Origin of the sequence: Flavobacterium cryophilum (genome assembly GCF_048286555.1) — a bacterium.
GTDB lineage: Bacteria > Bacteroidota > Bacteroidia > Flavobacteriales > Flavobacteriaceae > Flavobacterium.
In genome coordinates this window covers 207,115-230,511 of sequence record NZ_JBLVPZ010000006.1, presented here as the reverse complement: position 1 = coordinate 230,511, position 23,397 = coordinate 207,115, and the positions used below count along the sequence as shown (strand labels likewise).

Genomic DNA, 23,397 nt, shown 5'->3' with positions numbered 1-23,397 from the left:
CGTTACGCACCCGTGCGCCGGTCTCTAGTATTGCTACTATACCCCTCGACTTGCATGTGTTAAGCCTGCCGCTAGCGTTCATCCTGAGCCAGGATCAAACTCTTCATCGTATATTGTTGAGTGTACATAAATCTACTCTCTTTGTTTATTCGACTAAATTCTAGTGGTTTTTTCAAATCTCTCGATTCTATTACTCTTATTCTTTTGTCTTAAGATCGCTCTTAAAACGGCTGTCAATTCAATATGTCTAGGAACGTGTTCTGCTTGTTTCTTCTCTCAATTAACACTCGTTAAAGTGTTTCTCGAAGCGGGTGCAAAAGTACAACTTCTTTTTTCAACTGGCAAGAAAATTTTGAAGTTTTTTTGAGAAATATTTTATCTCTCTTTCTTCAGCTTTTCTTATCAATTTGTCAAGGAACTTTGCGCGTTTTGCGGGGTGCAAATGTAACATCCGTTTTCTATTCTCACAAGCTTTTTTGAATCTTTTTTTGAAAATAAACTTTCTCTTTTGATTCGTTTTTCTTGCCAGTCTTTTAAAGAACGTCTGCGTTGTTGCGGGTGCAAAACTACACCCTTTATTCGCTTTTACAAGCTTTTTAATCACTTTTTTTTAACCTTTTATTGTCTTTTTCTTTAACTTGCTGATATCACGTTTTTTGAAGGAAGAAGTTTTTTATCCTTATTCCTAAATTACAACCCACTAGTTACACTTGTGTCAGCTTTTAGTAACGCTATACTATAATATACGTATACCTTCTTTTTATTCAATCCTCCTACTTAGCGATAGTTTTTGAATAGATTCTGGATTTCTACATGGATGAAACTACTCCCCTAGCCCCGATAGCAGTGAAAATCCTTTCTAGTCCTGAACTTGTTTCAGGATCCTGAAACAAGTTCAGGACTAGAAAGATTGCAACGAATAGCGGGAAATAGCTCCTAAACAAAAACATTCGTTCTTTACCTATATATAATGAGTACCGATTTTGTTTTTACATCTATATAGTAACAAACCTTATATATATATTGTTTGTATTTTTGTAATGGTCTATATTTGCATTCTTAAAATAATAAACAATGATTAAGATTACTTTACCCGATGGGTCAATTAAAGAGTTTGCTTCAGGGGTAACACCTATGGATGTTGCCAAGAGCATTAGTGAAGGATTTGCTAGAAATGTGATTTCGGCTTCTTTTGATGGTACAACAGTTGAAACCACAACTTCTTTGACTACGGATGGCAGTCTTATATTATATACATGGAATGATGCTGATGGTAAAAAAGCTTTCTGGCATTCAACTTCGCACGTTATGGCACAGGTTCTCGAGGAAATGTATCCTGGGATAAAATTAACGCTCGGACCAGCGATTTCAAATGGATTTTATTACGATGTAGATTTTGAAGATCAAAAAATCACTGATGCTGATTTCAAAAAAATTGAAGATCGTGTTCTTGAAATCTCCAGAGGGAAGCATGAATTTAAATTACGCCCTGTTTCTAAAGCAGAAGCTTTAGAATTATACAAGGACAACGTTTACAAAACGGAATTGATTACCAATCTTGAGGACGGAACCATTACGTTTTGCGATCATGATACGTTTACTGATTTATGTCGTGGTGGTCATATCCCGAATACTGGAATAATCAAAGCGATGAAAATTATGAGCGTTGCGGGAGCCTACTGGCGTGGTGACGAGAAAAACAAACAACTGACTCGTGTTTATGGGACTTCATTTCCTAAACAAAAGGATTTAACAGAATACTTAGAATTACTTGAAGAAGCAAAACGTCGTGATCATAGAAAATTAGGAAAAGAACTTGAACTATTTGCTTTTTCGCAAAAAGTAGGTGCAGGATTACCGTTATGGCTGCCAAAAGGTGCTGCTTTGAGAGATCGATTAGAACAATTTTTGAAAAAAGCTCAAAAAAAAGCAGGGTACGAACAAGTGGTAACACCCCATATAGGTCAGAAAGAATTATATGTAACTTCAGGTCATTATGCAAAGTATGGTGCTGATAGTTTCCAACCAATAAGTACTCCAGCTGAAGGAGAAGAGTTTTTATTGAAACCAATGAACTGTCCTCATCACTGTGAAATTTATAATGTGCGCCCTTGGTCGTACAAAGATTTACCTAAGCGTTATGCTGAATTTGGTACTGTGTACAGATATGAGCAAAGTGGCGAACTGCACGGTTTGACTCGCGTAAGAGGATTTACCCAGGATGATGCGCATATTTTTTGTACGCCAGACCAGCTTGACGAGGAATTTAAGAAAGTAATTGACTTGGTACTCTATGTATTTTCTTCATTAGGTTTCGAAAACTTTACGGCTCAGATATCTTTGAGAGACAAAGAGAATCGAGATAAGTATATTGGTAGTGATGAAAATTGGGAAAAAGCGGAAAATGCGATTATCAATGCTGCCAAAGACAAAAATCTAGATACCGTAGTTGAATATGGTGAAGCAGCTTTCTATGGTCCAAAACTGGATTTCATGGTAAAAGATGCTTTGGGAAGACAATGGCAATTAGGCACGATTCAGGTGGATTACAACCTACCAGAACGTTTTGATTTAACTTACAAAGGAGCTGATAACGAATTACACAGACCTGTGATGATTCACAGAGCTCCTTTTGGATCGATGGAACGATTTATTGCTATTCTACTGGAACATACTGCAGGAAATTTCCCTCTTTGGTTAATGCCTGAACAAGCTATTATATTGTCTTTGAGCGAGAAATATGAAATATATGCGAAAAAAGTTTTAGATTTGCTAGAAAATCACGAAATTCGCGCCCTCATTGATAACAGAAACGAGACAATTGGCAAGAAAATTAGGGATGCAGAAATGCAAAAAACCCCGTTTATGCTGATTGTAGGTGAGGAAGAAGAAAAAAATGGTACTATTTCTATCCGTCGTCATGGAGAGGAAGGAAAAGGAAATATTAGCGTTACAATAGAAGAATTTGTTGCTATTGTCAATGAAGAGATCAATAAAACATTAAAAGTATTTACAGTTTAACTTAAATTATAAAGTCATAGCAATAAGAAGCAACAGAGGTTACCAACCTCGCGTAGAAAAAAAAGATGCCCACAGAATAAACAGTCTTATTCGTGGTGTACAAGAAGTTAGGCTTGTTGGTGAAAATATAGAGCCTGGAGTTTTTAAACTTTCAGAAGCTCTAAGACTAGCGGACCAATTTGAACTGGATTTAGTTGAGATTTCTCCTAATGCTGAACCACCGGTTTGTAAAATCATGGATTACAAGAAATTTGTTTACGAGCAAAAGAAACGTGATAAGATCCTAAAAGCGAAATCTACGCAAGTAGTCGTTAAGGAAATTCGTTTTGGACCTCAAACAGATGAGCATGATTATGAATTTAAGAGAAAGAATGCGGAGAAGTTCTTGAAAGAAGGAGCAAAATTGAAAGCTTTTGTATTCTTTAAAGGACGTTCCATTATTTATAAAGATCAAGGACAAATCTTATTGTTAAGATTAGCAACAGATCTTGAAGAGTTTGGTAAAGTGGAAGCGATGCCAGTTCTTGAAGGAAAAAGAATGATTATGTTCATTGCTCCTAAGAAAAAGAAATAAATACGTCCTAAAGCCGCAATGTGAAGTCTTAATGTTAGACTTTATAACTTTTGACTTTAAGACAAAAAATAGTAAGTAAGAATAAATTAAAACACTAGGAAAAAATGCCTAAAATGAAAACCAAATCTAGCGCCAAGAAACGTTTTAAAGTTACTGGTTCTGGAAAGATTAAAAGAAAGCATGCTTTTAAAAGTCACATCTTGACTAAAAAATCTAAAAAACGTAAATTAGCATTGACACACTCTGCGCTAGTTCACAAAACAGATATGAAAAGCATCAAACAACAATTAAGAATTATTTAATTAAGTCTTAAAGTTGTAAAGTCAGCGGTCCTAAAGACTTTCGACATTCGACTTTAAAAACTTTTGACCAAATAATCTTTAGGTTAAAACAATTTAAAAATAACCTTGGAGTATGGCTTTTAAGTTCTCTTGATTTAATTCGGGACGCCTGCTACAAAAAAAACAATAAAATTATGCCAAGAGCGGTAAATTCAGTTGCTAAAAGAGCAAGAAGAAAAAAAATAATGAAGCAAGCCAAAGGTTTCTTTGGTAGACGTAAAAACGTTTGGACAGTTGCTAAGAATGCGGTAGAGAAAGCAATGTGCTACGCTTACCGTGACAGAAAAGTGAACAAAAGAAATTTCCGTGCATTATGGATTCAACGTATTAACGCTGGAGCTAGATTGGAAGGAATGTCTTATTCACAATTCATGGGTAAAGTAAAAGCTAACGGAATCGAATTGAACCGTAAAGTTCTTGCAGATTTAGCGATGAATCATCCTGAAGCTTTCAAAGCAGTACTTAATAAAGTAAAATAAACGTTTTATCAACTCAATTTATATTACTTACTTATATTGAACCTCAATCGAAAGATTGGGGTTTTTTAATTATAATTCATTTTTTTAAATTGTATTTTTTTATAATGTACTTTTTCATACTGTGATTAGTTAAGGCTTTAAAAGTTTTCGAGTTTTTGGATGTTTTGGAGCATCAAGAAAACTTCTGTGACAGTATTTCCCAAAAAAAAGAATAACAATACTGCAAAAAATATCGATGTCTTTTTACTGATCTTATCATCATTTCTTGTTCATCTACTTTTTCGATAAATTTTCCAAAAGGAAGAATTTCGACAACTAATTCCAATTAAACCAATAAAGAAACTTCAGGATTTCAACTTGCATAAATTTTTCAATTGAGCAAATAGTTGTACAAGGTCTTGGATTACAATTAACCAGTATTACCGCTAATTCAATCCTTTTGGAATTTTCTAGATCTTGTGTCATTTGCAAATGACAATGAAGAAGTGACCGGACGTATCTTTAATCAAAAGAATGCGGTACAATTACAATAATTGTCAGTTTATCAGCAGACCATGGCCCTGGAATTGTGACCGCTCCAATAAAACTACCTCCTAAAAAATAATCAGAGTATCAGAATTATACTTTATTAGCGATAAATTACTAATTTCGGCAAAAGTTATCTTTATGGTGCGTTCCCAGATTTTAATATTCCTATGCTCAATTTTAATCTATTCTTGTCACAATGATTTAAAAAATGAATCAGTCTCCGCTAAAGAAAATAGCATTACTAAAAATGCTATCCAGGCACGTAAACTATTAGAAGTCGGTGACCTTTTCTTTGCCCGTCAAAAATTTGATAGTGCTTTTCATTACTATAACCGTTCTAAAATACTGAATGAATTAGAAAAAGACAGTGCTTCAGTCTCCTATAATTTAATTCAAATGGCGCATAGCCAGCAAACTTCTGGTGATTATGTAGGAAGTGAAAAAAATTTAGTTGAAGCACTTTTCTATACACAACTAAACTCGTCTTATAAATCAGCAGCATACAACCTTCTTGGTATTTCTTCTAAAGAGCTTTACAATTATGAAGATGCCTTATATTATTACAATAAAGCCAAATCATTTGCGAACGATTCTTTGGAGAGATTACCTTCTGAAAATAATACACGGTCTACATCAAAATGAAAAACTACGATTCCTCAATTAAGATACTAGAATCCATTTTGAAATTATCGCTTTTAAACACAAACTATACAAGAAAAGCTAGAGTTCAAGACAATTTAGGCTACTGTTATTTTAAAACGAAACGTAATTTTGAAGGCTTAGCATTGATGAAAAAATCGCTATTCCTCAGAAAAAAAAATAAAGATTTCTACGGAAGTATTGAAAGTAATTTACATTTAGCCGAATATTATCAAGAAATAAATTCTCAATATAGTAAAAAACATGCCGAAGAAGCCTATATAACAGCAACAAAATTAAACAGTATTGATGAGAGATTGAGGTCATTATCTTTTTTAATATCAAATATTCATAAAAAAGGCACCACTAATTATGCTTTAGACTACATCCGACTTAATGATAGTATTATAAAAGTTCGTAATAATGCTAGAGATCAGTTTATAAAAATCAAGTACGACAGCGATAAAAATAGAGAAGAGAATCTGAATCTTAAAACACAAAAAACGGAAAACGCACTTATGCTAGAACAACAAAAAAACAGAAATCTTATATTATATTTAATAGTAGGAATTATAATAATGATCAGTATTTTAGTCTATAATTATCTGGTGGCCAAGAATAAAAGAGAAAAAATAAAGACCTCGTACAATACAGAAATTAGGATTGCTAAAAAACTTCACGATGAATTGGCTAACGATGTGTATCACACTATGGCTTTTGCTGAAACTCAAGATTTATCCACAACACATAATAAAGAAATATTGATTTCCAATCTAGACACTATTTATTCAAGAACGCGAAATATTTCCCGGGAAAACAGCACCATAGAAACAGGAATATTGTTTGTATCCCATTTAAAAGAAATGATGTCCGGATTTACTACTGATACTGTGAATGTTTTAACTAATGGAATTGATTCGGTGAGTTGGTTACAAATAGAAAGTAATAAAAAGATTATTATATATCGCATACTTCAAGAATTGCTTGTCAACATGAAAAAATACAGTCAATGCAGTTTAGTGGCTCTAACTTTTAAAAAAAATGGAAATGAATTACAAATAAATTACACTGATAACGGAGTTGGAGCAACATTAGAGCAATTAAACTCTAAAAATGGTCTTCAAAATGTAAAAAACCGCATTCAAGCTATAAAAGGAACAATAATTTTTGATGAAAAATCTGGTAGAGGATTTAAAGTACATTTTATACTTCCGATATAATTCTAATACTTAAAATTTTCCTTACAGAAATTAAAATAATACAACCATCTAAAAAATTCCGAGAATAATTTAGACGATACTTAAACCCCAGCATCTAGTAAAAACTATTCTTTAAATTGCCAGGAAGATTGCTTCAATATTATAATTAATTTCTGTATTTTCGGAAGATGGTTTTTAAAAAATTATATTTTCCAGTTTACTTAGCTATTTTAATAGTCCTTGCATTCTTGCAATCCTGTAATAAAAAGCCTAAACACAGTACTACTAAAAAATTTGATCGAGTAGAAATTAATAAATTTTTAGAACTAGGTTATAAACACCTTGAAAGCTTTAAATATGACAGTTCTTATTACTATTTTAACAAAGCCAAGTATGCTGCAGAAATTAAAAAAGATACTTCCATAATTATTCATTCATTAGCAAGGATGGCGCAAATTCAAACTAATCTAGGAGATTATTCCGGTAGTGAGACTACAGCTATCGAAGCTCTTCATTTGTTAGAAAATACGGATAAATATCCTTATGGAGAAACCAACATTTACATAACTTTGGGTAATGTTTATTTTGAGACATATGAAAATGACAATGCCATATTTTATTTCAATAAAGCCATAAACTCAAAAACGGATGAAGATACAAAATCTGGTATAAAAAATAATATTGCGGTGGCCTATACAGAAAAAGGTCTTTATGAAAAAGCTATCGAGATTCTCATTCCGTTACTTTTAAATAAAAAAGAAATAAACAGTCCAGAAACATTGGCTATGATAAACGATAATTTAGGACATGCCTATGACAAAACAGCAAATTCTAAAGCATTATACCATTTAAATCTAAGCTTAAATATTAGAGAAAAAATAAAAGACAGCAGGGGCATCACTTCTAGCTATACAAATCTATCACAATATTATAATAAAAAGAATAAAAATATATCTCTTTATTATGCAAAACTAGGGTATTTATCAGCCGTTAAGAAAAAAAATATACTTGATCGTATGAACTGTTTAGAACTACTAATAAAAAACACTTCAGGAAATGAATCAAAAAAGCATTCACTCGCTTTTATCCATATTAATGACAGCATCAACAAAGTTAGGCAAAGAGCCAAAAATCAATTTGCTAAAATTAGATACGACTCCGCAAAAGAAAAAGAGGAGAATCTAAAACTAAAAGCCCAAAAGATACTTCAATCGGAACATCAAAAAATAAAAAATTTAATAGTGTATTTTGTTGTGGGAATCACAATCGTAATAAGTATTTTAATAACTAATTTACTATTAGCCCGAAACAAAAGAGAAAAAATTAAAACTTCTTATAATACCGAGATTCGGATTGCTAAAAAACTTCATGATGAATTAGCTAACGATGTGTATCACACCATGGCTTTTGCTGAAACTCAAGATTTATCCACAACACATAATAAAGAAATATTAATTTCCAATCTAGACACTATTTATTCAAGGACACGAAATATTGCCCGGGAAAACAATGCCTTAGAAACTGGACCATTATTTATATCTGATTTGAAAGAAATGATGTCCGGATTTAATACCCAAGAAGTACATGTGATAACTAATGGTCTGGATTCAATCAACTGGTTAACAATAGATCGTAATAAAAAAATAATCCTTTATCGTATTATCCAAGAATTGCTAGTCAACATGAAAAAACACAGTCAGTGCAGTTTAGTTGTTCTAACTTTTAAAAAAAATGGAAATGAATTACAAATAAATTACACTGATAACGGAGTTGGAGCAACATTAGAGCAATTAAATTCTAAAAATGGCCTTCAAAATGTAAAACACCGCATTCAAGCTATAAAAGGAACAATAATTTTTTATGATAAATTAGACAAAGGGTTTAAAGTACATTTTATACTTCCGATATAATTTTAATACCTAAAAGTTCCACTACCGAAATTAAAATAATAAAACCATCTGAAAAATTCCGAGAATAATTTAGACGATACTTGGACTATGCATCTTCAAAAAACTATTCTGTAAATTGCTAGGAAGATTGTTTCAATATTTTAATTAATTTCTGTATTTTCGGAAAATGATTACGAAAAAGTTATACTTTACAGTTTGTTTTTTATCATTGTTATTCCTTTTAATACTTCATTCCTGTGAAAGAAAGACGATAAACAATCCCTCAAAAAAAATCAATACAGCAGAAATTGATCGACTGATTAACTTAGGTGATAAATTTTTTGAGAAATCAGAATATGATAGTTCTTATTATTATTTTAATAAAGCTAAATCTTATTGTAATGAAAAAACAGATGTTTCTAAAATCATCTATTCCATTTCTAATATGGCTACCATACAACAAAACCAAGGAGATTACTTTGGAAGTGAAACTACTGCTATGGAGGCGATTCCTTTTTTAGAAAAAACAACAAACCCTAACTACAAATGGAATATTTATACTATATTGGGTAACAATTATTTAAGAGCATATGATTATGAAAATGCTCTTCATTATTACCACAAAGCATTAAATTTGAACACTGATGAACTTCGAAAATTAGATATTAAAAATAATATTGCAACAGTATATCAAGAAACGAAAGAATATAAAAAGGCGCTTATTATTCTGGAGCCTTTAATTACTAGAAGAGAAGTCTTAAATGATTCTTCAAGCTATTCAACCATTTTAACAAACTTAGGTTATTGTTATTTTAAAACAGGTAATTCTAAAGCATTAATTTATTTAAATAAAGCACTACAAATAAGACTTAAAAGGAATGATATTGGTAAAATATCGAGCTACGCCTATTTATCCGAATATTATCAGAAAAAGAATCCGAGTCTAGCAAATAATTATGCAATACAAACTTATAATGCTGCAACAAAATTAAAATCTCCAGACGACCGCCTCTACAGTTTAAAGTTATTAATTAATCTCAATACAGGAACTAAATCGAAAGAATATTCACTAATATATCTTCATATTAATGACAGCATCAACAAAGTTAGGCAAAAAGCCAAAAATCAATTTGCTAAAATCAAATACGACTCCACCAAAGAAAAAGAGGAGAATCTAAAACTAAAAGCCCAAAAAATACTTCAGTCGGAACATCAAAAAATAAGAAATTTAATAGTCTATTTTGTTGTGGGAATCATTATTGTAATAAGTATTATAATAACTAATCTACTATTAGCCCGAAACAAAAGAGAAAAAATTAAAGCTTCTTATAATACCGAAATTCGGATTGCTAAAAAACTTCACGATGAATTAGCTAACGATGTGTATCACACCATGGCTTTTGCTGAAACTCAAGATTTATCCACAACACATAATAAAGAAATATTAATTTCCAATCTAGACACTATTTATTCAAGAACACGAAATATTGCCCGGGAAAACAATGCCTTGGAAACTGGACCTTTATTTATCTCTGATTTAAAAGAAATGATGTCAGGATTTAATACCCAAGAAGTACATGTGATAATTAATGGTCTGGATTCAATTAATTGGTTAACAGTAGATCGTAACAAAAAAATAATTCTTTATCGTATTATCCAAGAATTACTTGTCAACATGAAAAAACACAGTCAATGCAGTTTAGTTGCTCTAACTTTTAAAAAAACTGGAAATGAACTACAAATCAATTACACTGATAATGGCATCGGAACCGTAATAGAACAACTAAAATCAAAAAATGGACTTCAAAATGTGGAAAACCGTATTCAAACTATAAAAGGAACAATTACTTTTGATACTAAATCAGATAAAGGATTTAAAGTGCAATTTATTATTCCGATATAATACTCTATTCTATGTTTCATAAAGTTTTAGTAGCCGAAGATTTAGACAGTATTAGTATAGCAGTTACGCAAGCACTGGAAGAAATTTCTATTGTAGAAATTCATCATGCCAAATATTGTGATGATGCTTTTTTAAAAATTAAAAAGGCACTTCATGACAACAAGCCCTATCACTTATTAATTAGTGATTTATCATTTAAACCGGACCACCGAGAAAACAAGCTCGGCTCTGGTGAAGAACTAATTGAGGCAGTAAAAAAAATACAACCTGAAATCAAGACAATAGTATTCTCCATCGAAGATAAATCCTATAGAATAAAATCATTATTTAATAACCTTGAAATTAATGCTTACGTATCTAAAGGCAGAGACAGCATTCCTGAGTTGAAGAAAGTGATTCAACGCATTTATAACAATGAAGAGATCAAGCCGTCAGCTGAAATATGTCATGCCTTGAGAGACAAATCCCTCTTTGAAATTGAATCGTATGACATCTCTCTTTTGAAATCATTATCCAAAGGGTTAACTCTTGAAGATATTTCATCGGAATTTAAAGATTCGGGAATCACTCCAAATGGTAGCAGCAGTCTCGAAAAAAGGATCAACAGATTAAAAATATATTTTAAAGCCAGTAATAATGTGCATCTTATTGCCATTACGAAAGATTTAGGCTTAGTTTAATCGAAAAATATTCTCTTCAATAAATAAAGGTTTAACGATCGAAAGAAGCTGATAAAGAACAGCAACAATTTCAAATTCTACGAATTATTTTTTTTTATAATTATATTATAAAATAATTACCTCTTTTACGGTTTCACGTAAAGTAATGACTGCTAAAGATATTAGGTTTGGCTAATAAAACTTTAAATCAAATAAAATGGCAGATTTTACGAGAGAAGACTTAGCATTTACTGGATATTCGCAAACAACAGATGTCGAAGATTATCCCAAAACTATCGCTGTTCTTGGTAGGATTTATATTGATAAAACAGAAGAATCTGAAGTAATTCATTTTTGTAATCAGTTTCTAGAGAAATATAAAGTTCCTCAAACCAAAGCAAGTTTTCAAAAAGCAGAAAGCTTTTTACAACATCCCTCTTTAGAAAATCAAATTTACCGAACGCAATTGTTAGACTGGATTGCAACCAACTGGATAAAAGTATAGTACTTCTTTATTTCAACGTGCTAATTTCAAAATATTCACGCTACTTGATCCTGTTTTGTATTCTGATCAATATATTTTAATAGTTTACGGATTCCCGTAAAGAAATCTCTTTTATCAAATTTACTTTTGATGCGTTAAAAAATCCACGTCATTTAAAAAAAATAAAAGGTCATGAAGAAAAATGAAATTATAACTTTTCTAAATATACCCGAGAAAAATAAAGAACAACTAATTCCAGATAAATGCGATGAAAAACTTAATAATTATAATAATTATGTCAAAGAGTACCTCATCCATTATAAAAAATCGCTAAAAGGTAACACCATTTCATTATCAAAATACCCCTATTTTAAAATGAAATCGGAAAGCTTAAGCAAAAAACTGAATAAAGGAATAAAGAAAAGGTGCTAACAAATAAGCAACTTTCAAAAGTTTTTAAAATTCGAGAAAAAATAGTAAATACCTGTTGTAACGAATAGATTCTTTAAAACAAATGAAAAAAATTATAGTTCTCGGATTCTTGTTATTGATAGTACTATTTACTCATAGCTCAAAAAAACAACTTACAAAACAAAGCGGCACACATAATAACAATGAGGCAACTGAAAAACAACTAATCATCAACAACACTGATCATCGATTACATAAATTTGATGAGCCAATACAAACCACTATTGAAGTTTCTGATAAACAACACGCAGTAAAACAATTTTCTAGGCGTCGAAAAGGAAAAATTATTTACATAAAAAACAATACAAAAACTCAAACTATTGTTTTTGAATAAAACAGTTTTTATTTTCTCTAAAATGAGGAAAACCGTAAAATAATATTTTTTTTAGCATGTAGTTTTACTCCAATAAAAAACTAAATCAATGAAGTCCTTACTTGTTTTGAAATCTAATTTATTATTTACAGCACATGTGGCTTTAATTTTTTTCGGTTCTATATGCATCATTTATTTAGTATATAAAATTTGGAAGAGAAGATAGAACATTTCAACCTAAGTTATGGAAGAAACCTATGAATTCAAAAAGTTGATTATCAAATATAAATACGATTAAAAAACATCCCATGATTTTTACTAACAATTTCAAAAAAATATCTTTGGTTGACAACGGAATTGTTTTAACCTATAAATCTAAAAATACAAAAGAAATATTATTTTCGGAGTTAGATAAGACTCACATTAAAACAAATAAAATCAAGCCTGCTTATGGACTCATAATTATTTTGCTGTCATTATGCTTCGAGATGCTTTCTTACATGTATCTGCAAATTAACATAATCTTGCTGATTACTTTCTTTCTAATTGTACTCATTATTTTAAAAATGAACGACTACAAAAGCTATAGCATAAAAATACGTTTAAAAAACGGTGAAATTATTGAAGAAAAAATACAAACAAAATTAAAACTTGAAACGATCGACATTGTGAATGACGTTCAAAAAGCAATATACAACTATAAAATAAAAAATAGCAAGTAGCCTTACTCCATATTTATGATATTTTGATTTGACTTAATTTTATGATTCTTATCTCATGTTCAGTCACTATCAAAAAATTAATGTTGCTATAAATTTTGCCAAAGGATTAAACAAATAATTAATCTTGAAAGTTCAACTGAAATTCATTTAATTATCCTAAGTTTGAGTCAATCCAATTTTTATTAATGGAAAGCATTATTAATACCTACCGAAATAAATTGAAATTCCTATTTTCTCTGCTTCTTTTACTGATTACTACCTTATGTTTTTCACAGACCAAACTCCTTTCTTGGAACATACAAAACCTTGGCAAATCTAAATCCGATGAAACGATAAACTTTATCGCCAATACGCTTCGTGATTATGACATCATTGCTATTCAAGAGGTTGTAGCGGGTTATGGCGGAGCTCAAGCAGTAGCTCGATTGACCGATGAACTCAATCGAAAAGGAAACAAATGGGATTATGTTATTAGCGATCCAACCCGCAGCAATCCTTACAAAACGGAACGCTATGCTTTTATTTGGAATACGAATAAGCTAAAAAAGATAGGAAGGGCTTGGCTCGAAAAAAAATACCAATTGGAGATTGATCGGGAACCATTCTTTTGCACGTTTCAATATAAAAACAAACAATTTACGGTCGTTAATTTTCATGCAATTACTAAAAATAAACAACCGGAAACCGAAATAAAATACTTTAAGTTTTTACCCGAGGAATATCCAAATTTGAATTTAATATTTGCAGGTGATTTCAATTGTCCCCAATCGCACACGGTCTTTAATCCGTTGAAAAAAATGGGGTATCAATCAATTTTGGTCAACCAAAAAACCTCTTTGAAGCAAGCATGTAAAAATGGTAAATGTCTAGCTTCAGAATTTGACAATATGTATTACAAAACGTCAAAAATTAATACTATAAATTCAGGAATTATCCCTTTTCATAAAAACTTTAATTCGTTAAAAGAAGCCCGAATAATTTCAGATCATATTCCTATTTGGTTTGAATTTTCTTTGAATTAATATTATTTAAAAACCTCAAACTTATCGCCGTCAAAACTGGCAAAAACCATAGTAGGATGCGAGTCCTGATGCAGCATATTTCCTTGATTATCGATAGCAATTGCCCCAGCAAAACCATCATAAGGTTTTAGTTCATTGAAGGCTTTTGTAAAGGCTTCTTGCAAAGTAAAACCGTCTGTAACACGAGTCACAATTTTGGCAGCAGTAGCATTACTCACAATGTCTTCGCCAACTCCTGTCAAGCTCACTCCGCAAAATGCATTGGCATAATTCCCTGCAACAGTAGCCGAATCTGAAATGCGTCCCGGAATTTCAAACCCTTTACCTCCTGTTGAAGTAGCTGCAGCAATAGCTCCATTAGAATCTACTGCAACACAACCCACAGTTCCGGTCCCCATTGATTTTAGCTTTGCTTCATATTCTGCTCGGCGCTGTGGAATCTCAGTAGAAAAAACTCCGAAACCCTTTTCTCTTGCAAAATCAGTTGCGCCACTTCCTCCAAGAACCCTGTCGTCATATTCCATTAACATTTGAGCTACCTGAACGGGATTCTTCACTTCTTCAATATTGATAACGCCGCTCATTTTCTGGGTCGCTCCATCCATAACTGCAGCGCTCATTCTAATTTTTCCATCACTTTGAATTTGGGAACCAATTCCCGCATTAAATAATTCATCGTCTTCCAAAAGTGAAACAGCATAAACAACTGTTGCTACTGCCGAGTGCGTTTTTAAAAACACATAGGAATCTTTAATAATTCGCTCTAATGCCTTTTGTTTGGCAACTTTTGTTTCGGAATTGGTAGATGATTCCGAAAAAAAACCTCCGTGTATGATTAGTTTCATAATATAGTCATTGCTCATTTCAAGTTTCGACAGTCCTTTAAACTGTGAAATGGCTATTTAATTTATATGTAGTGTGACGATTGAATGTGCATTTTGTGCGTCTCGAGATTGTAAGTGTCAAATTTGCTCATAACATGCGTTACCAAATGTGAGATTGATATGGGCTGGCCTAATTCAACTTTCGTCAAATTAGTATCTTTAATTTCGCGACCATCGACCAAAATAACCAATCCAGAACCTATGGCTTCCATTTGGGAATTATTGGTAATCAATAATCCGGTATCTTCTCCAAGTCCAATTCCTAACACTCTTGGATTACTGACAACAGCCTGAAATAATCTGCCAATTCTCCCCCTTCTGACAAAATGAGTATCAATAATAACACCATCAATAAACCCCAACCCGCTCGTAATTTTTACTTCACCTTTCAACAATGCTTCAGAGCTACTGCCTTGATAAATCATGTTATTAGAAGCGGCTGCCGCTCCGGCTGAAGTTCCGGCGTAAATAAACTCCTCATTATGGTATTTATCCAGTAAAATATCATGAAATGGAGTTCCACCAAGAATGGAAGTTAATCGCAGTTGATCGCCTCCGGTAAACATTACAATATCTGCCGCTCTTAATCGGGCTAAAACTTCCTCATCTGCAGCTTGTTCCCGTCTTTCAATCGTAAGTATATCTACATTTTTAGCATTCAAATGTTCAAAAGCCTTGACATATTCAGGACCTATTTCGTGGGGGATGATTGAAGCGGTTGTAATGACTTCTATTCGAGAATTCTCTTTATGTTTTGATTCGTTTAGTATTCTTTTTAAAATGCCGGTTTCAAAAAAATTTAAATTGTTAGTCGCATTTTTATCAAAATCGGTTTCTGTAAAACTTCCTTTATCAACAGCACCACCTATTATTATTAGTTTTCCTCGTATATTCATTTTGTAAAAATAACCAAAAAGATAAAAGAAGCTATTGAACGAGGCTTTTTTTTTAAATTTTCGTCAACTCAATATTTATTATTTGTTTTAAAGGAATAAATTTTGATTCCTATTTTTAAAAAACTAATTTAGTTGCATTCTGTACTTTTATTAAAGAAAATACCGTTTCAAATCAGTTCATATTTTAAATTAAAACCTATTGTATTTAAAATTAATTTAGTACACCCCTCCTTTTGAGTTCAAAAAATAACCGTTTCCTTTTATGAAAATAATTAAAATACAAGCACTTCGTGGCCCCAACATTTGGAGCATCCAGAGAAAAAAATTAATCCAGATGCGATTGGATTTAGAAGAAATAGAACAGTTTCCTACTAATAAAATAGAAGGATTTAGAGAACGCATTGAAACTATGTTTCCCTCGATGATTGAGCACCGTTGTTCGGAAGGATGTCGCGGCGGATTTTTTTCCAGAGTAGAACGAGGCACCTGGATGGGGCATGTTATAGAACATATTGCACTTGAGATTCAGTCTTTGGCAGGCATGGAAACTGGATTTGGAAGAACTCGAGAAACCAAAACTCTCGGAACTTATAATGTAGTCTTTAGTTATACCGAAGAAAATGTGGGTCTATTTGCAGCAGAATCGTCCGTTGCCATAGCGGAAGCTCTAATTGCCGGAACAGACTATGACGTGAATGCCGATTTACAGAAAATGCGTGAAATACGAGAGCGCGTTCGACTCGGACCTAGTACCGGAAGTATTGTAGAAGAAGCCGTTTCTAGAAATATCCCTTGGATACGATTAGGAACAAATTCTTTGGTTCAGCTGGGATATGGAATCAACCAAATGCGTTTTCAAGCAACAATCACCTGTAAAACAAGTAGTATTGCGGTTGATATTGCGTGCAATAAAGAGCTTACCAAAAAAATGTTGGACATGGCATCAATACCTGTCGCTAGCGGAAGTATTTGTGTAGACGAAGACGACCTGGCTGAGACCATAAAAAAAATTGGTTATCCAATCGTGTTAAAACCATTGGATGGAAATCATGGAAAAGGCGCTTCAATAAATGTTACTAATTGGGAGGATGCCGTTTCAGGCTTGGCTTTCGCCAAAGAATACAGTAAACGAATCATTGTAGAGAAATTTATTACCGGATTCGACTTTAGAATATTGGTGATTGATAATAAATTAGTAGCTGCTGCGAAACGAGTTCCTGCGCATGTAATTGGAAACGGAAACGATACGATTCAAGCGTTAATTGAAACCACTAATCTGGATCCAAGAAGAGGATATGGTCATGAAAATGTGCTAACTCAAATTGATGTCGATAGAGATACAGAAGATTTATTGGAAAAATTAGGTTACACATTAGATACCATTCCCAGAATTGGTGAGATTGTATTCTTAAAATCTACCGCAAATTTAAGTACTGGCGGAACTTCTGTAGATGTAACCGATATGATGCATCCGGAAAATATTTTTCTTGCCGAAAGAATATCAAGAGTAATTGGACTGGACGTTTGTGGAGTAGATATTATGGCCGAAAATTTAACGCAACCCTTAAAAGAAAATGGTGGCGTGATTCTGGAGGTCAATGCTGCTCCAGGATTTAGAATGCACCTTGCCCCTTCTGAAGGATTGCCACGAAACGTTGCCTCACCTGTAATTGACATGTTGTATCCACTGGGAAAATCATGTCGCATTCCTATAATTGCAGTTACAGGAACAAATGGGAAAACGACCACTACCCGACTTGTAGCTCATATTGTAAAAAATAATGGATTCAAAGTAGGATTCACCACATCAGATGGGATTTATATTCAAAACCATATGATGGAAAAAGGAGATACAACCGGACCTCTGAGCGCTGAATATGTGTTGAGAGATCCAACGGTAGAATTTGCTGTTCTTGAAACTGCTCGTGGAGGAATTCTTCGTTCTGGTTTGGGTTTTAGTCTTTGTGATATAGGAATCATTACTAATATTCAGGAGGATCATTTGGGTTTAAGCGACATTCATACCTTGGATGATTTGGCCAGAGTAAAAGCTACTGTTGTCAAAAGCATCAAGAAAAATGGTTGGGCGGTATTGAATGGAGACGATGAACATTGTGTGAAAATAGGTCAAGATTTGAGTTGCAATGTCGCTTATTTTAGTTTGAGCGAAGACAGTGATTTTATCAAAAAACTTTGTGCCGAAGGAAAAACAGTTGCGGTATATGAAAACGGATACATTACCATCAAAAAAGGAGAATGGAAAATCCGAATCGAACGCGCCACTCACGTTCCATTAACATTAGGCGGAAAAGCAAAATTCATGATTGCCAATGTACTTGCAGCCACTTTAGCAAGTTATTTATGGGGATTTAAAACGGAAGACATCAGCTTGTCATTACAAACTTTCATTCCAAGTGCCGCACAAACTCCAGGTCGTATGAACATTTTTGAGTTTAAAAAATTCAAAGTATTAATTGATTTTGCGCACAATGCTTCCGGTTATAAAGGAGTTGAAGAATATTTACAAAGTGTTGAAGCTACTAAAAAAATTGGAATTATTGCGGGTGTTGGAGACCGTCGTGACGAAGATATTAAAGAATGTGCTTCGATAGCGGCCCGAATGTTTGACCACATTATCATTCGCCAAGAAAAATATTTAAGAGGAAGAACTGAAGATGAAATTATTAATTTAATCCTCGACGGGATAAAAACGTCCGGTAAAACCATAACCTATGAAATTATCCCTAAGGAAACTGAGGCAATAAAACACGCCATAAATTCTGCCGAAGAAGGAAGTTTCATCACCGCATTAAGCGATGTCGTGACCAATGCCATCGATATTGTACAAGAGTATTTAGACAAAGAAAACGAACACGGAATCGTATAGCTTTTTCAGGAGCTATTCCTGCTGTCCGTTATATCTTTCTCTGCCTAAAAAGGCAAAGAAAGGATGTCACTGCCATCAGGGCTAAAAAGACAAAAGCCAATCGATTCCGATTGGCTTTTGTTGTATACTACGTTTTCAGTTTTTTCTTTTTTGCCGCAGGAAACAATACGTTATTCAAAATTAAGCGATATCCTGGTGAATTAGGATGTAAATCCAAAACCGTTGGGGGATCGCCCACTTGATGCTGAAAATCTTCTGGATCATGACCACCATAAAACGTGAACATTCCCTTCCCTTTTTGACCATGAATGTACCGTGCTTCACCATTAACCTCACAAGTTCCCATCACCAGTATATTCGATTTAATTAAAGGAATATCAAATGCAGTGGTTTGTCCCATGAAACCTTTAACCAACTGGGTATGATTTTGACACAACATACTCGGAATTGGATCCCATTTTGCTGAAAATTCCATTAAAGTAAAATAATCTTTTTCCATCGGAACTCTACGTTTCGGCGTCATATCAATATCTGAAAATTCATATTGCTCCGGTTTTCTTTCTAAAATAAAATCTTTGAAAGCAAATGAGTTACTGTAATTCATTTTTGATTGATAATTTCCTTCACTTGGATCTCCATCAAACATTGCTTCACAAATATCTACACCATCCGCCGCCAAAGCAATATCAAAACTATCCGTTGCTGAGCACATGGCAAACATAAATCCGCCACCTATAACAAAATCCCTAATTTTTTTAGCAACAGCTGCTTTTTCTTGAGACACTTTAGAGAATCCTAATTTACTTGCCAGTGTTTCCGTATCTTTCTTCTGCTCGATATACCAAGGTGCATTTTTATACGCTCCATAAAATTTACCGTATTGCCCCGTAAAATCCTCATGATGCAAGTGCAACCAATCATAAAGTACTAATTGATCACTTAAAACTTCTTCATCGTAAATTGGTGTAAAAGGAATCTCGGCATAAGTAAGTACCATAGTCACCGCATCGTCCCAAGGTTGTTTCCCTTTTGGGGTATAAACAGCAATTTTAGGTGCTTTTTCCAATACAACAGATTCCATATTTTGAGAAGGGCTGGATATTTCGTTTAAAATTGCTATTTCCTCACCATCAGAAATAACCTCAAAACTTACACCTCTAATCTGACATTCTTTGCGTATTTCTTCCGCATCAGGTAATAAAAAGGAACCGCCACGATAGTTAAGCAACCAGCTGGCTTTGTAATTTTTATTTATACACCAATATGTTATTCCGTATGCTTTAAGATGATTTTGCTGGCTCGTTTCGTCCATTGGCAACAAAATAAAAGAAGCCTTTGCTGTTATTGTCAGCAAAAAAATAAGAATAAATAGAAATGATTTCGACATCGACTTTTAATTTTATACCTCAAAGATAGAAAGTAAGCGCTTCAAATACATGAAATTTAACTATAAAATCATTTCCTAAAATAAGTTCTGCAGTAAAACACGTAAAAATACGCATAGCCACCCAATTTTCAATTGCTACATTCGCAGCTATCTCATAATCAATGAAGGCGAAAAATTAAATAATGAAAACAACCGAAAAAAACAAACCTGCCACTAGTAAGCATCTTGTGAAAAATGTTACAATAGTTTTATTAATAATACTCATCATTACTTTCTATGTTTTGTCTTACCAACTCATTTTTAGTTAATCATACTTTTGAGTTATTAAACACACTACTTTATTATTGTAAAAATTAGTTGCAAAGTTTATCAGAAGAGATTCTTTCTACTGCAAAATCAGGGAAAGATACTTTCCTAGGATCAGAAATACAGGCGCAGTATTTTTATAAGACCAAAGTACACACGGTATTTTAAGAAGTGGTACAGGTTTCTTAATTCAAAAAATAAATCTTTATATTCCTTACTTTTAAACAATTACTCGCTCAGCAGTATGAAGTCATTCTGAACGGCATAAACCACTAAACCGGCAATGTTTCTGGAATCGGTTTTCAGGAGGAGATTATTTCTATGTCCTTCTACTGTTCTTGGACTTATAAAAAGCTGCTCTGCAATTTCCACCGTACTTTTTTGAATACAAATAAGTTTAAGCACTTCAATTTCACGGGGACTAAGAAAGTTGCTGTCAAAATTACTTTTGATCTTTTTATTGGTCAGTAGATCGGCCTGAATGATTTTCATTACGTAGTCGGTGTAATAAAATCCCTCTAGGGCGACTTCTTTTATTGTAGTGAGCAAAACGTGAGGGGTCGTATTTTTAATCAAATAAGAAACTGCGCCCACAGCAATCATATTAGCAACAAATGATTTAGAATCATAACTAGTGAGTGCAATAATTTTTAGTTCCGGAAATTCCTTCCGAATAATCTTAGTCGCCTCAACTCCATTTATAATTGGCATTTTTAAATCCATGATAATAATATCAGGATGATTCCTTTTATTGTTTTGGAGGAAAGAAATTAATTCGTCCCCATTAGAGGCCTCAAAAATAATCTCAATATTTGTTTCGCGTCCCAATAAAAAAGAAATGCCTTTTCTAAAAAGAATCTCATCATCCACTATTATTATTTTTATAGTTTTAATCATTGTTTAAAAATTAAAAACTACTGAAATTCCTTTGTTTATGGATGATTCCAAGGTTATTTTACCGTTTAAAAAAGCGGTTCTGCTTTCTATATTTTTCATTCCTAACCCTTTCTGATTTTCATTATTTTTCATATCAAAACCAATCCCGTTATCTGTATAAAAACACCAATTCTTTTCATTCTTTTTTTCAAAAATAATCGAAATAACAGATGCTTTACCATGGCGCAACGAATTATTTATCAATTCTTGTAAAATTCTAAATACATGCAAATGTTTATCATTGTCTGCGATTTCAAACGTAGTTTTGTTTTCATAATTTACTTGAACCGCTTTGGAACTGCTGAATTCCAAACACAATTCCTCAACACCGGCATGAAGTCCAAATTTATCTAAAACAGGCGGCAACAAACCATGCGCAATTTTCCTGGAATTATCTAGCGCTTTGGTTGTTAGATTAATAATGTTAGTCGTAATTTCAATTGCTTCACTTTTAGTTAAATTAGGCGCAGTAAGCAAATGACTATTCAAAGAAACGATGTTCAATTTAGAACTGATATCGTCATGCAAATCTTGTGCAATACGCTTGCGTTCCTCCTCCTGAGTAATAATCACAGCGCTTAAAAGTTCTTTTTGATACTGAATTTCTAAATCTTTTTTTTCTAATTCCTTTTGAATAATTTTCTTTCTTGAAAAATAGAAAAATAATATCAAAACCAATCCCATTAAAAGAAAAGCGACACAACTATAAATTACGATTTCAATTATTTCACTTTCTTGTAGTGTGTTTACTTTCATAAAGCGGTGTTAATTTCCTTTTTAGAAAAGCTTTTTTTCCATTCTAATAAAATAAATAGTTGATAGACAATGTATAATGTAGAATTCAAAATCCAAGTTATTAAACTCACCTTTGAGCTTAAAGTAGTTGTCAAATTCCCTACAAGAAATAAAATCGTACTGCCAAATAAATACATGAGAATCCCAACGTTGATATAATAAAATTCTTTTTTTTCATTCAACATATTGTAAAAATGAAAGGTTGCAAAAATTATCAGAAAAAAAGAAGTAATAAATATTTCAAATAAATTAAATTTTAGGAATAGACTTGGATCAAAGGCATACTGGATTCCTATAACCAATAAACCCAAAATCAAACCTGATTTGACAATGTTTTTTTGATACTTTTCTTTTAAAATAGTTTCAAAAAATAAACTTATAAAAACAAACTGACTTATAAAATAAAAATGAGATAAGAAAAGATTATTTATGTTTTGACTACTATAAATTTGAGCCACAATTTGAACCACAAAAATAAACCCTAAGTACAATGTAAATATTTTGTAAGCTTTCCCCTGATTGGAAAATTTTATAAAAAAAAGGATTAAATTTAATAATAAAAATAAATATCCTATATATGCTAGTATTTGATTCATGAAATATTTAAGTTAACATTGGACTTGAAGGATCGCAGTCAGGAGGACAAGGTGATGTAAAGTCATAAATGTCATCTTGATGGACAGTAGCGTTATCAACCCCAACATTAATCATATCTACATAGATTTTAGTTGCAGGATCATATTTTGATCCTACAATCATTAATTTTTCCACACCTTCATCATTTATCCCAATATAAGCTCTTACAGCATCTACATCTTCTCTCAATACTTCCAGTAAATCTATTTTTGGAATTAAAAAACCATGCAATTCGTGGTGTTTGTTGTAATCACCTTCTTCTTTCGACCAACGTTTGGCCCATTTTTGCGCTGTTTTTAATGGAATGGCATTTACAGTTTTTGTTTGTTTATGGTCTTCTGAAGTGGTTTCTTGCGACATCCGTTTTGAGTTTTGGTTAACTATATTTTGAAATTAAAAATCGGTAGCAAAATTACTATTTTATAT

21 protein-coding genes and 1 rRNA gene are annotated in these 23,397 nt (G+C 32.6%); 15 read left to right on the top strand and 7 right to left on the bottom strand.

From position 1 onward, the window contains the following. Positions 1-110 (bottom strand): 16S ribosomal RNA (locus ACNQGJ_RS10960); the annotation flags it as partial. Between the two features lie 964 nt (positions 111-1,074). On the opposite strand from ACNQGJ_RS10960, the gene thrS reads away from it, so the two are divergent. From thrS to ACNQGJ_RS10890, 14 genes are all read left to right on the top strand, one after another. Beyond that, positions 1,075-3,021: a threonine--tRNA ligase gene (gene thrS / locus ACNQGJ_RS10955; RefSeq protein WP_417972557.1), complete on the top strand. Its 1,947-nt coding sequence runs from the start codon at positions 1,075-1,077 to the stop codon at positions 3,019-3,021. Positions 3,022-3,037: 16 nt separating this feature from the next. Beyond that, positions 3,038-3,595, top strand: a complete 558-nt coding sequence (gene infC, locus ACNQGJ_RS10950; protein WP_370273076.1) for a translation initiation factor IF-3 — start codon at positions 3,038-3,040, stop codon at positions 3,593-3,595. 104 nt (positions 3,596-3,699) lie between these two features. Further along, on the top strand, positions 3,700-3,897 hold the full coding sequence (gene rpmI, locus ACNQGJ_RS10945; protein WP_022827375.1) for a 50S ribosomal protein L35: 198 nt from the start codon (positions 3,700-3,702) through the stop codon (positions 3,895-3,897). A 173-nt stretch (positions 3,898-4,070) separates the two neighbouring features. After that, on the top strand, positions 4,071-4,415 hold the full coding sequence (rplT, locus tag ACNQGJ_RS10940; RefSeq protein WP_091205336.1) for a 50S ribosomal protein L20: 345 nt from the start codon (positions 4,071-4,073) through the stop codon (positions 4,413-4,415). A gap of 666 nt (positions 4,416-5,081) precedes the next feature. Then, complete coding sequence (locus ACNQGJ_RS10935) at positions 5,082-5,585, top strand: tetratricopeptide repeat protein (protein WP_417972558.1); 504 nt, start codon at positions 5,082-5,084, stop codon at positions 5,583-5,585. Then, positions 5,582-6,802, top strand: coding sequence for a sensor histidine kinase (locus ACNQGJ_RS10930; RefSeq protein ID WP_417972559.1), 1,221 nt, complete (start codon positions 5,582-5,584; stop codon positions 6,800-6,802). The genes ACNQGJ_RS10935 and ACNQGJ_RS10930 overlap by 4 nt, the downstream gene beginning before the upstream one ends. Positions 6,803-6,969: 167 nt before the next feature. Next, positions 6,970-8,691: a tetratricopeptide repeat-containing sensor histidine kinase gene (locus ACNQGJ_RS10925; protein WP_417972560.1), complete on the top strand. Its 1,722-nt coding sequence runs from the start codon at positions 6,970-6,972 to the stop codon at positions 8,689-8,691. 166 nt (positions 8,692-8,857) lie between these two features. After that, positions 8,858-10,573, top strand: a complete 1,716-nt coding sequence (locus ACNQGJ_RS10920) for a tetratricopeptide repeat-containing sensor histidine kinase (RefSeq protein ID WP_417972561.1) — start codon at positions 8,858-8,860, stop codon at positions 10,571-10,573. A gap of 11 nt (positions 10,574-10,584) precedes the next feature. Continuing rightward, positions 10,585-11,253 carry a DNA-binding transcriptional response regulator gene (locus ACNQGJ_RS10915; RefSeq protein WP_417972562.1) on the top strand — a complete coding sequence of 223 codons (669 nt, stop codon included), beginning with the start codon at positions 10,585-10,587 and terminating at the stop codon, positions 11,251-11,253. 196 nt (positions 11,254-11,449) lie between these two features. After that, positions 11,450-11,737 carry a hypothetical protein gene (locus tag ACNQGJ_RS10910; RefSeq protein WP_417972563.1) on the top strand — a complete coding sequence of 96 codons (288 nt, stop codon included), beginning with the start codon at positions 11,450-11,452 and terminating at the stop codon, positions 11,735-11,737. A 171-nt stretch (positions 11,738-11,908) separates the two neighbouring features. Further along, positions 11,909-12,148, top strand: a complete 240-nt coding sequence (locus ACNQGJ_RS10905; RefSeq protein ID WP_417972564.1) for a hypothetical protein — start codon at positions 11,909-11,911, stop codon at positions 12,146-12,148. A gap of 82 nt (positions 12,149-12,230) precedes the next feature. Then, positions 12,231-12,521 carry a hypothetical protein gene (locus ACNQGJ_RS10900; RefSeq protein ID WP_417972565.1) on the top strand — a complete coding sequence of 97 codons (291 nt, stop codon included), beginning with the start codon at positions 12,231-12,233 and terminating at the stop codon, positions 12,519-12,521. 287 nt (positions 12,522-12,808) lie between these two features. Next, on the top strand, positions 12,809-13,222 hold the full coding sequence (locus tag ACNQGJ_RS10895) for a hypothetical protein (protein WP_417972566.1): 414 nt from the start codon (positions 12,809-12,811) through the stop codon (positions 13,220-13,222). Between the two features lie 185 nt (positions 13,223-13,407). Beyond that, complete coding sequence (locus tag ACNQGJ_RS10890) at positions 13,408-14,244, top strand: endonuclease/exonuclease/phosphatase family protein (RefSeq protein WP_417972567.1); 837 nt, start codon at positions 13,408-13,410, stop codon at positions 14,242-14,244. 2 nt (positions 14,245-14,246) lie between these two features. Here the strand turns inward: ACNQGJ_RS10890 and ACNQGJ_RS10885 are convergent, their stop codons facing one another. Both ACNQGJ_RS10885 and ACNQGJ_RS10880 read right to left on the bottom strand, forming a co-directional pair. Further along, positions 14,247-15,089: an isoaspartyl peptidase/L-asparaginase gene (locus tag ACNQGJ_RS10885; protein ID WP_417972568.1), complete on the bottom strand. Its 843-nt coding sequence runs from the start codon at positions 15,087-15,089 to the stop codon at positions 14,247-14,249. Between the two features lie 62 nt (positions 15,090-15,151). Beyond that, positions 15,152-16,024, bottom strand: coding sequence for a cyanophycinase (locus tag ACNQGJ_RS10880; RefSeq protein ID WP_417972569.1), 873 nt, complete (start codon positions 16,022-16,024; stop codon positions 15,152-15,154). A 262-nt stretch (positions 16,025-16,286) separates the two neighbouring features. Between ACNQGJ_RS10880 and cphA the strand changes: the two genes are divergently transcribed. Beyond that, positions 16,287-18,911 carry a cyanophycin synthetase gene (gene cphA / locus ACNQGJ_RS10875; RefSeq protein WP_417972570.1) on the top strand — a complete coding sequence of 875 codons (2,625 nt, stop codon included), beginning with the start codon at positions 16,287-16,289 and terminating at the stop codon, positions 18,909-18,911. A 127-nt stretch (positions 18,912-19,038) separates the two neighbouring features. On the opposite strand, the gene ACNQGJ_RS10870 is transcribed toward cphA, so the two are convergent. The 4 genes from ACNQGJ_RS10870 to ACNQGJ_RS10855 form a co-directional block, all read right to left on the bottom strand. After that, complete coding sequence (locus tag ACNQGJ_RS10870; protein WP_417972571.1) at positions 19,039-20,298, bottom strand: asparagine synthetase B; 1,260 nt, start codon at positions 20,296-20,298, stop codon at positions 19,039-19,041. 534 nt (positions 20,299-20,832) lie between these two features. Beyond that, positions 20,833-21,501, bottom strand: a complete 669-nt coding sequence (locus tag ACNQGJ_RS10865) for a response regulator transcription factor (RefSeq protein ID WP_417972572.1) — start codon at positions 21,499-21,501, stop codon at positions 20,833-20,835. Between the two features lie 3 nt (positions 21,502-21,504). After that, positions 21,505-22,296 carry a sensor histidine kinase gene (locus tag ACNQGJ_RS10860; protein WP_417972573.1) on the bottom strand — a complete coding sequence of 264 codons (792 nt, stop codon included), beginning with the start codon at positions 22,294-22,296 and terminating at the stop codon, positions 21,505-21,507. Positions 22,297-22,938: 642 nt separating this feature from the next. Beyond that, a complete protein-coding gene (locus tag ACNQGJ_RS10855; RefSeq protein WP_417972574.1) occupies positions 22,939-23,331 on the bottom strand; it encodes a hypothetical protein in 393 nt (130 codons plus the stop codon). Between the last annotated feature and the right edge of the window lie 66 nt (positions 23,332-23,397).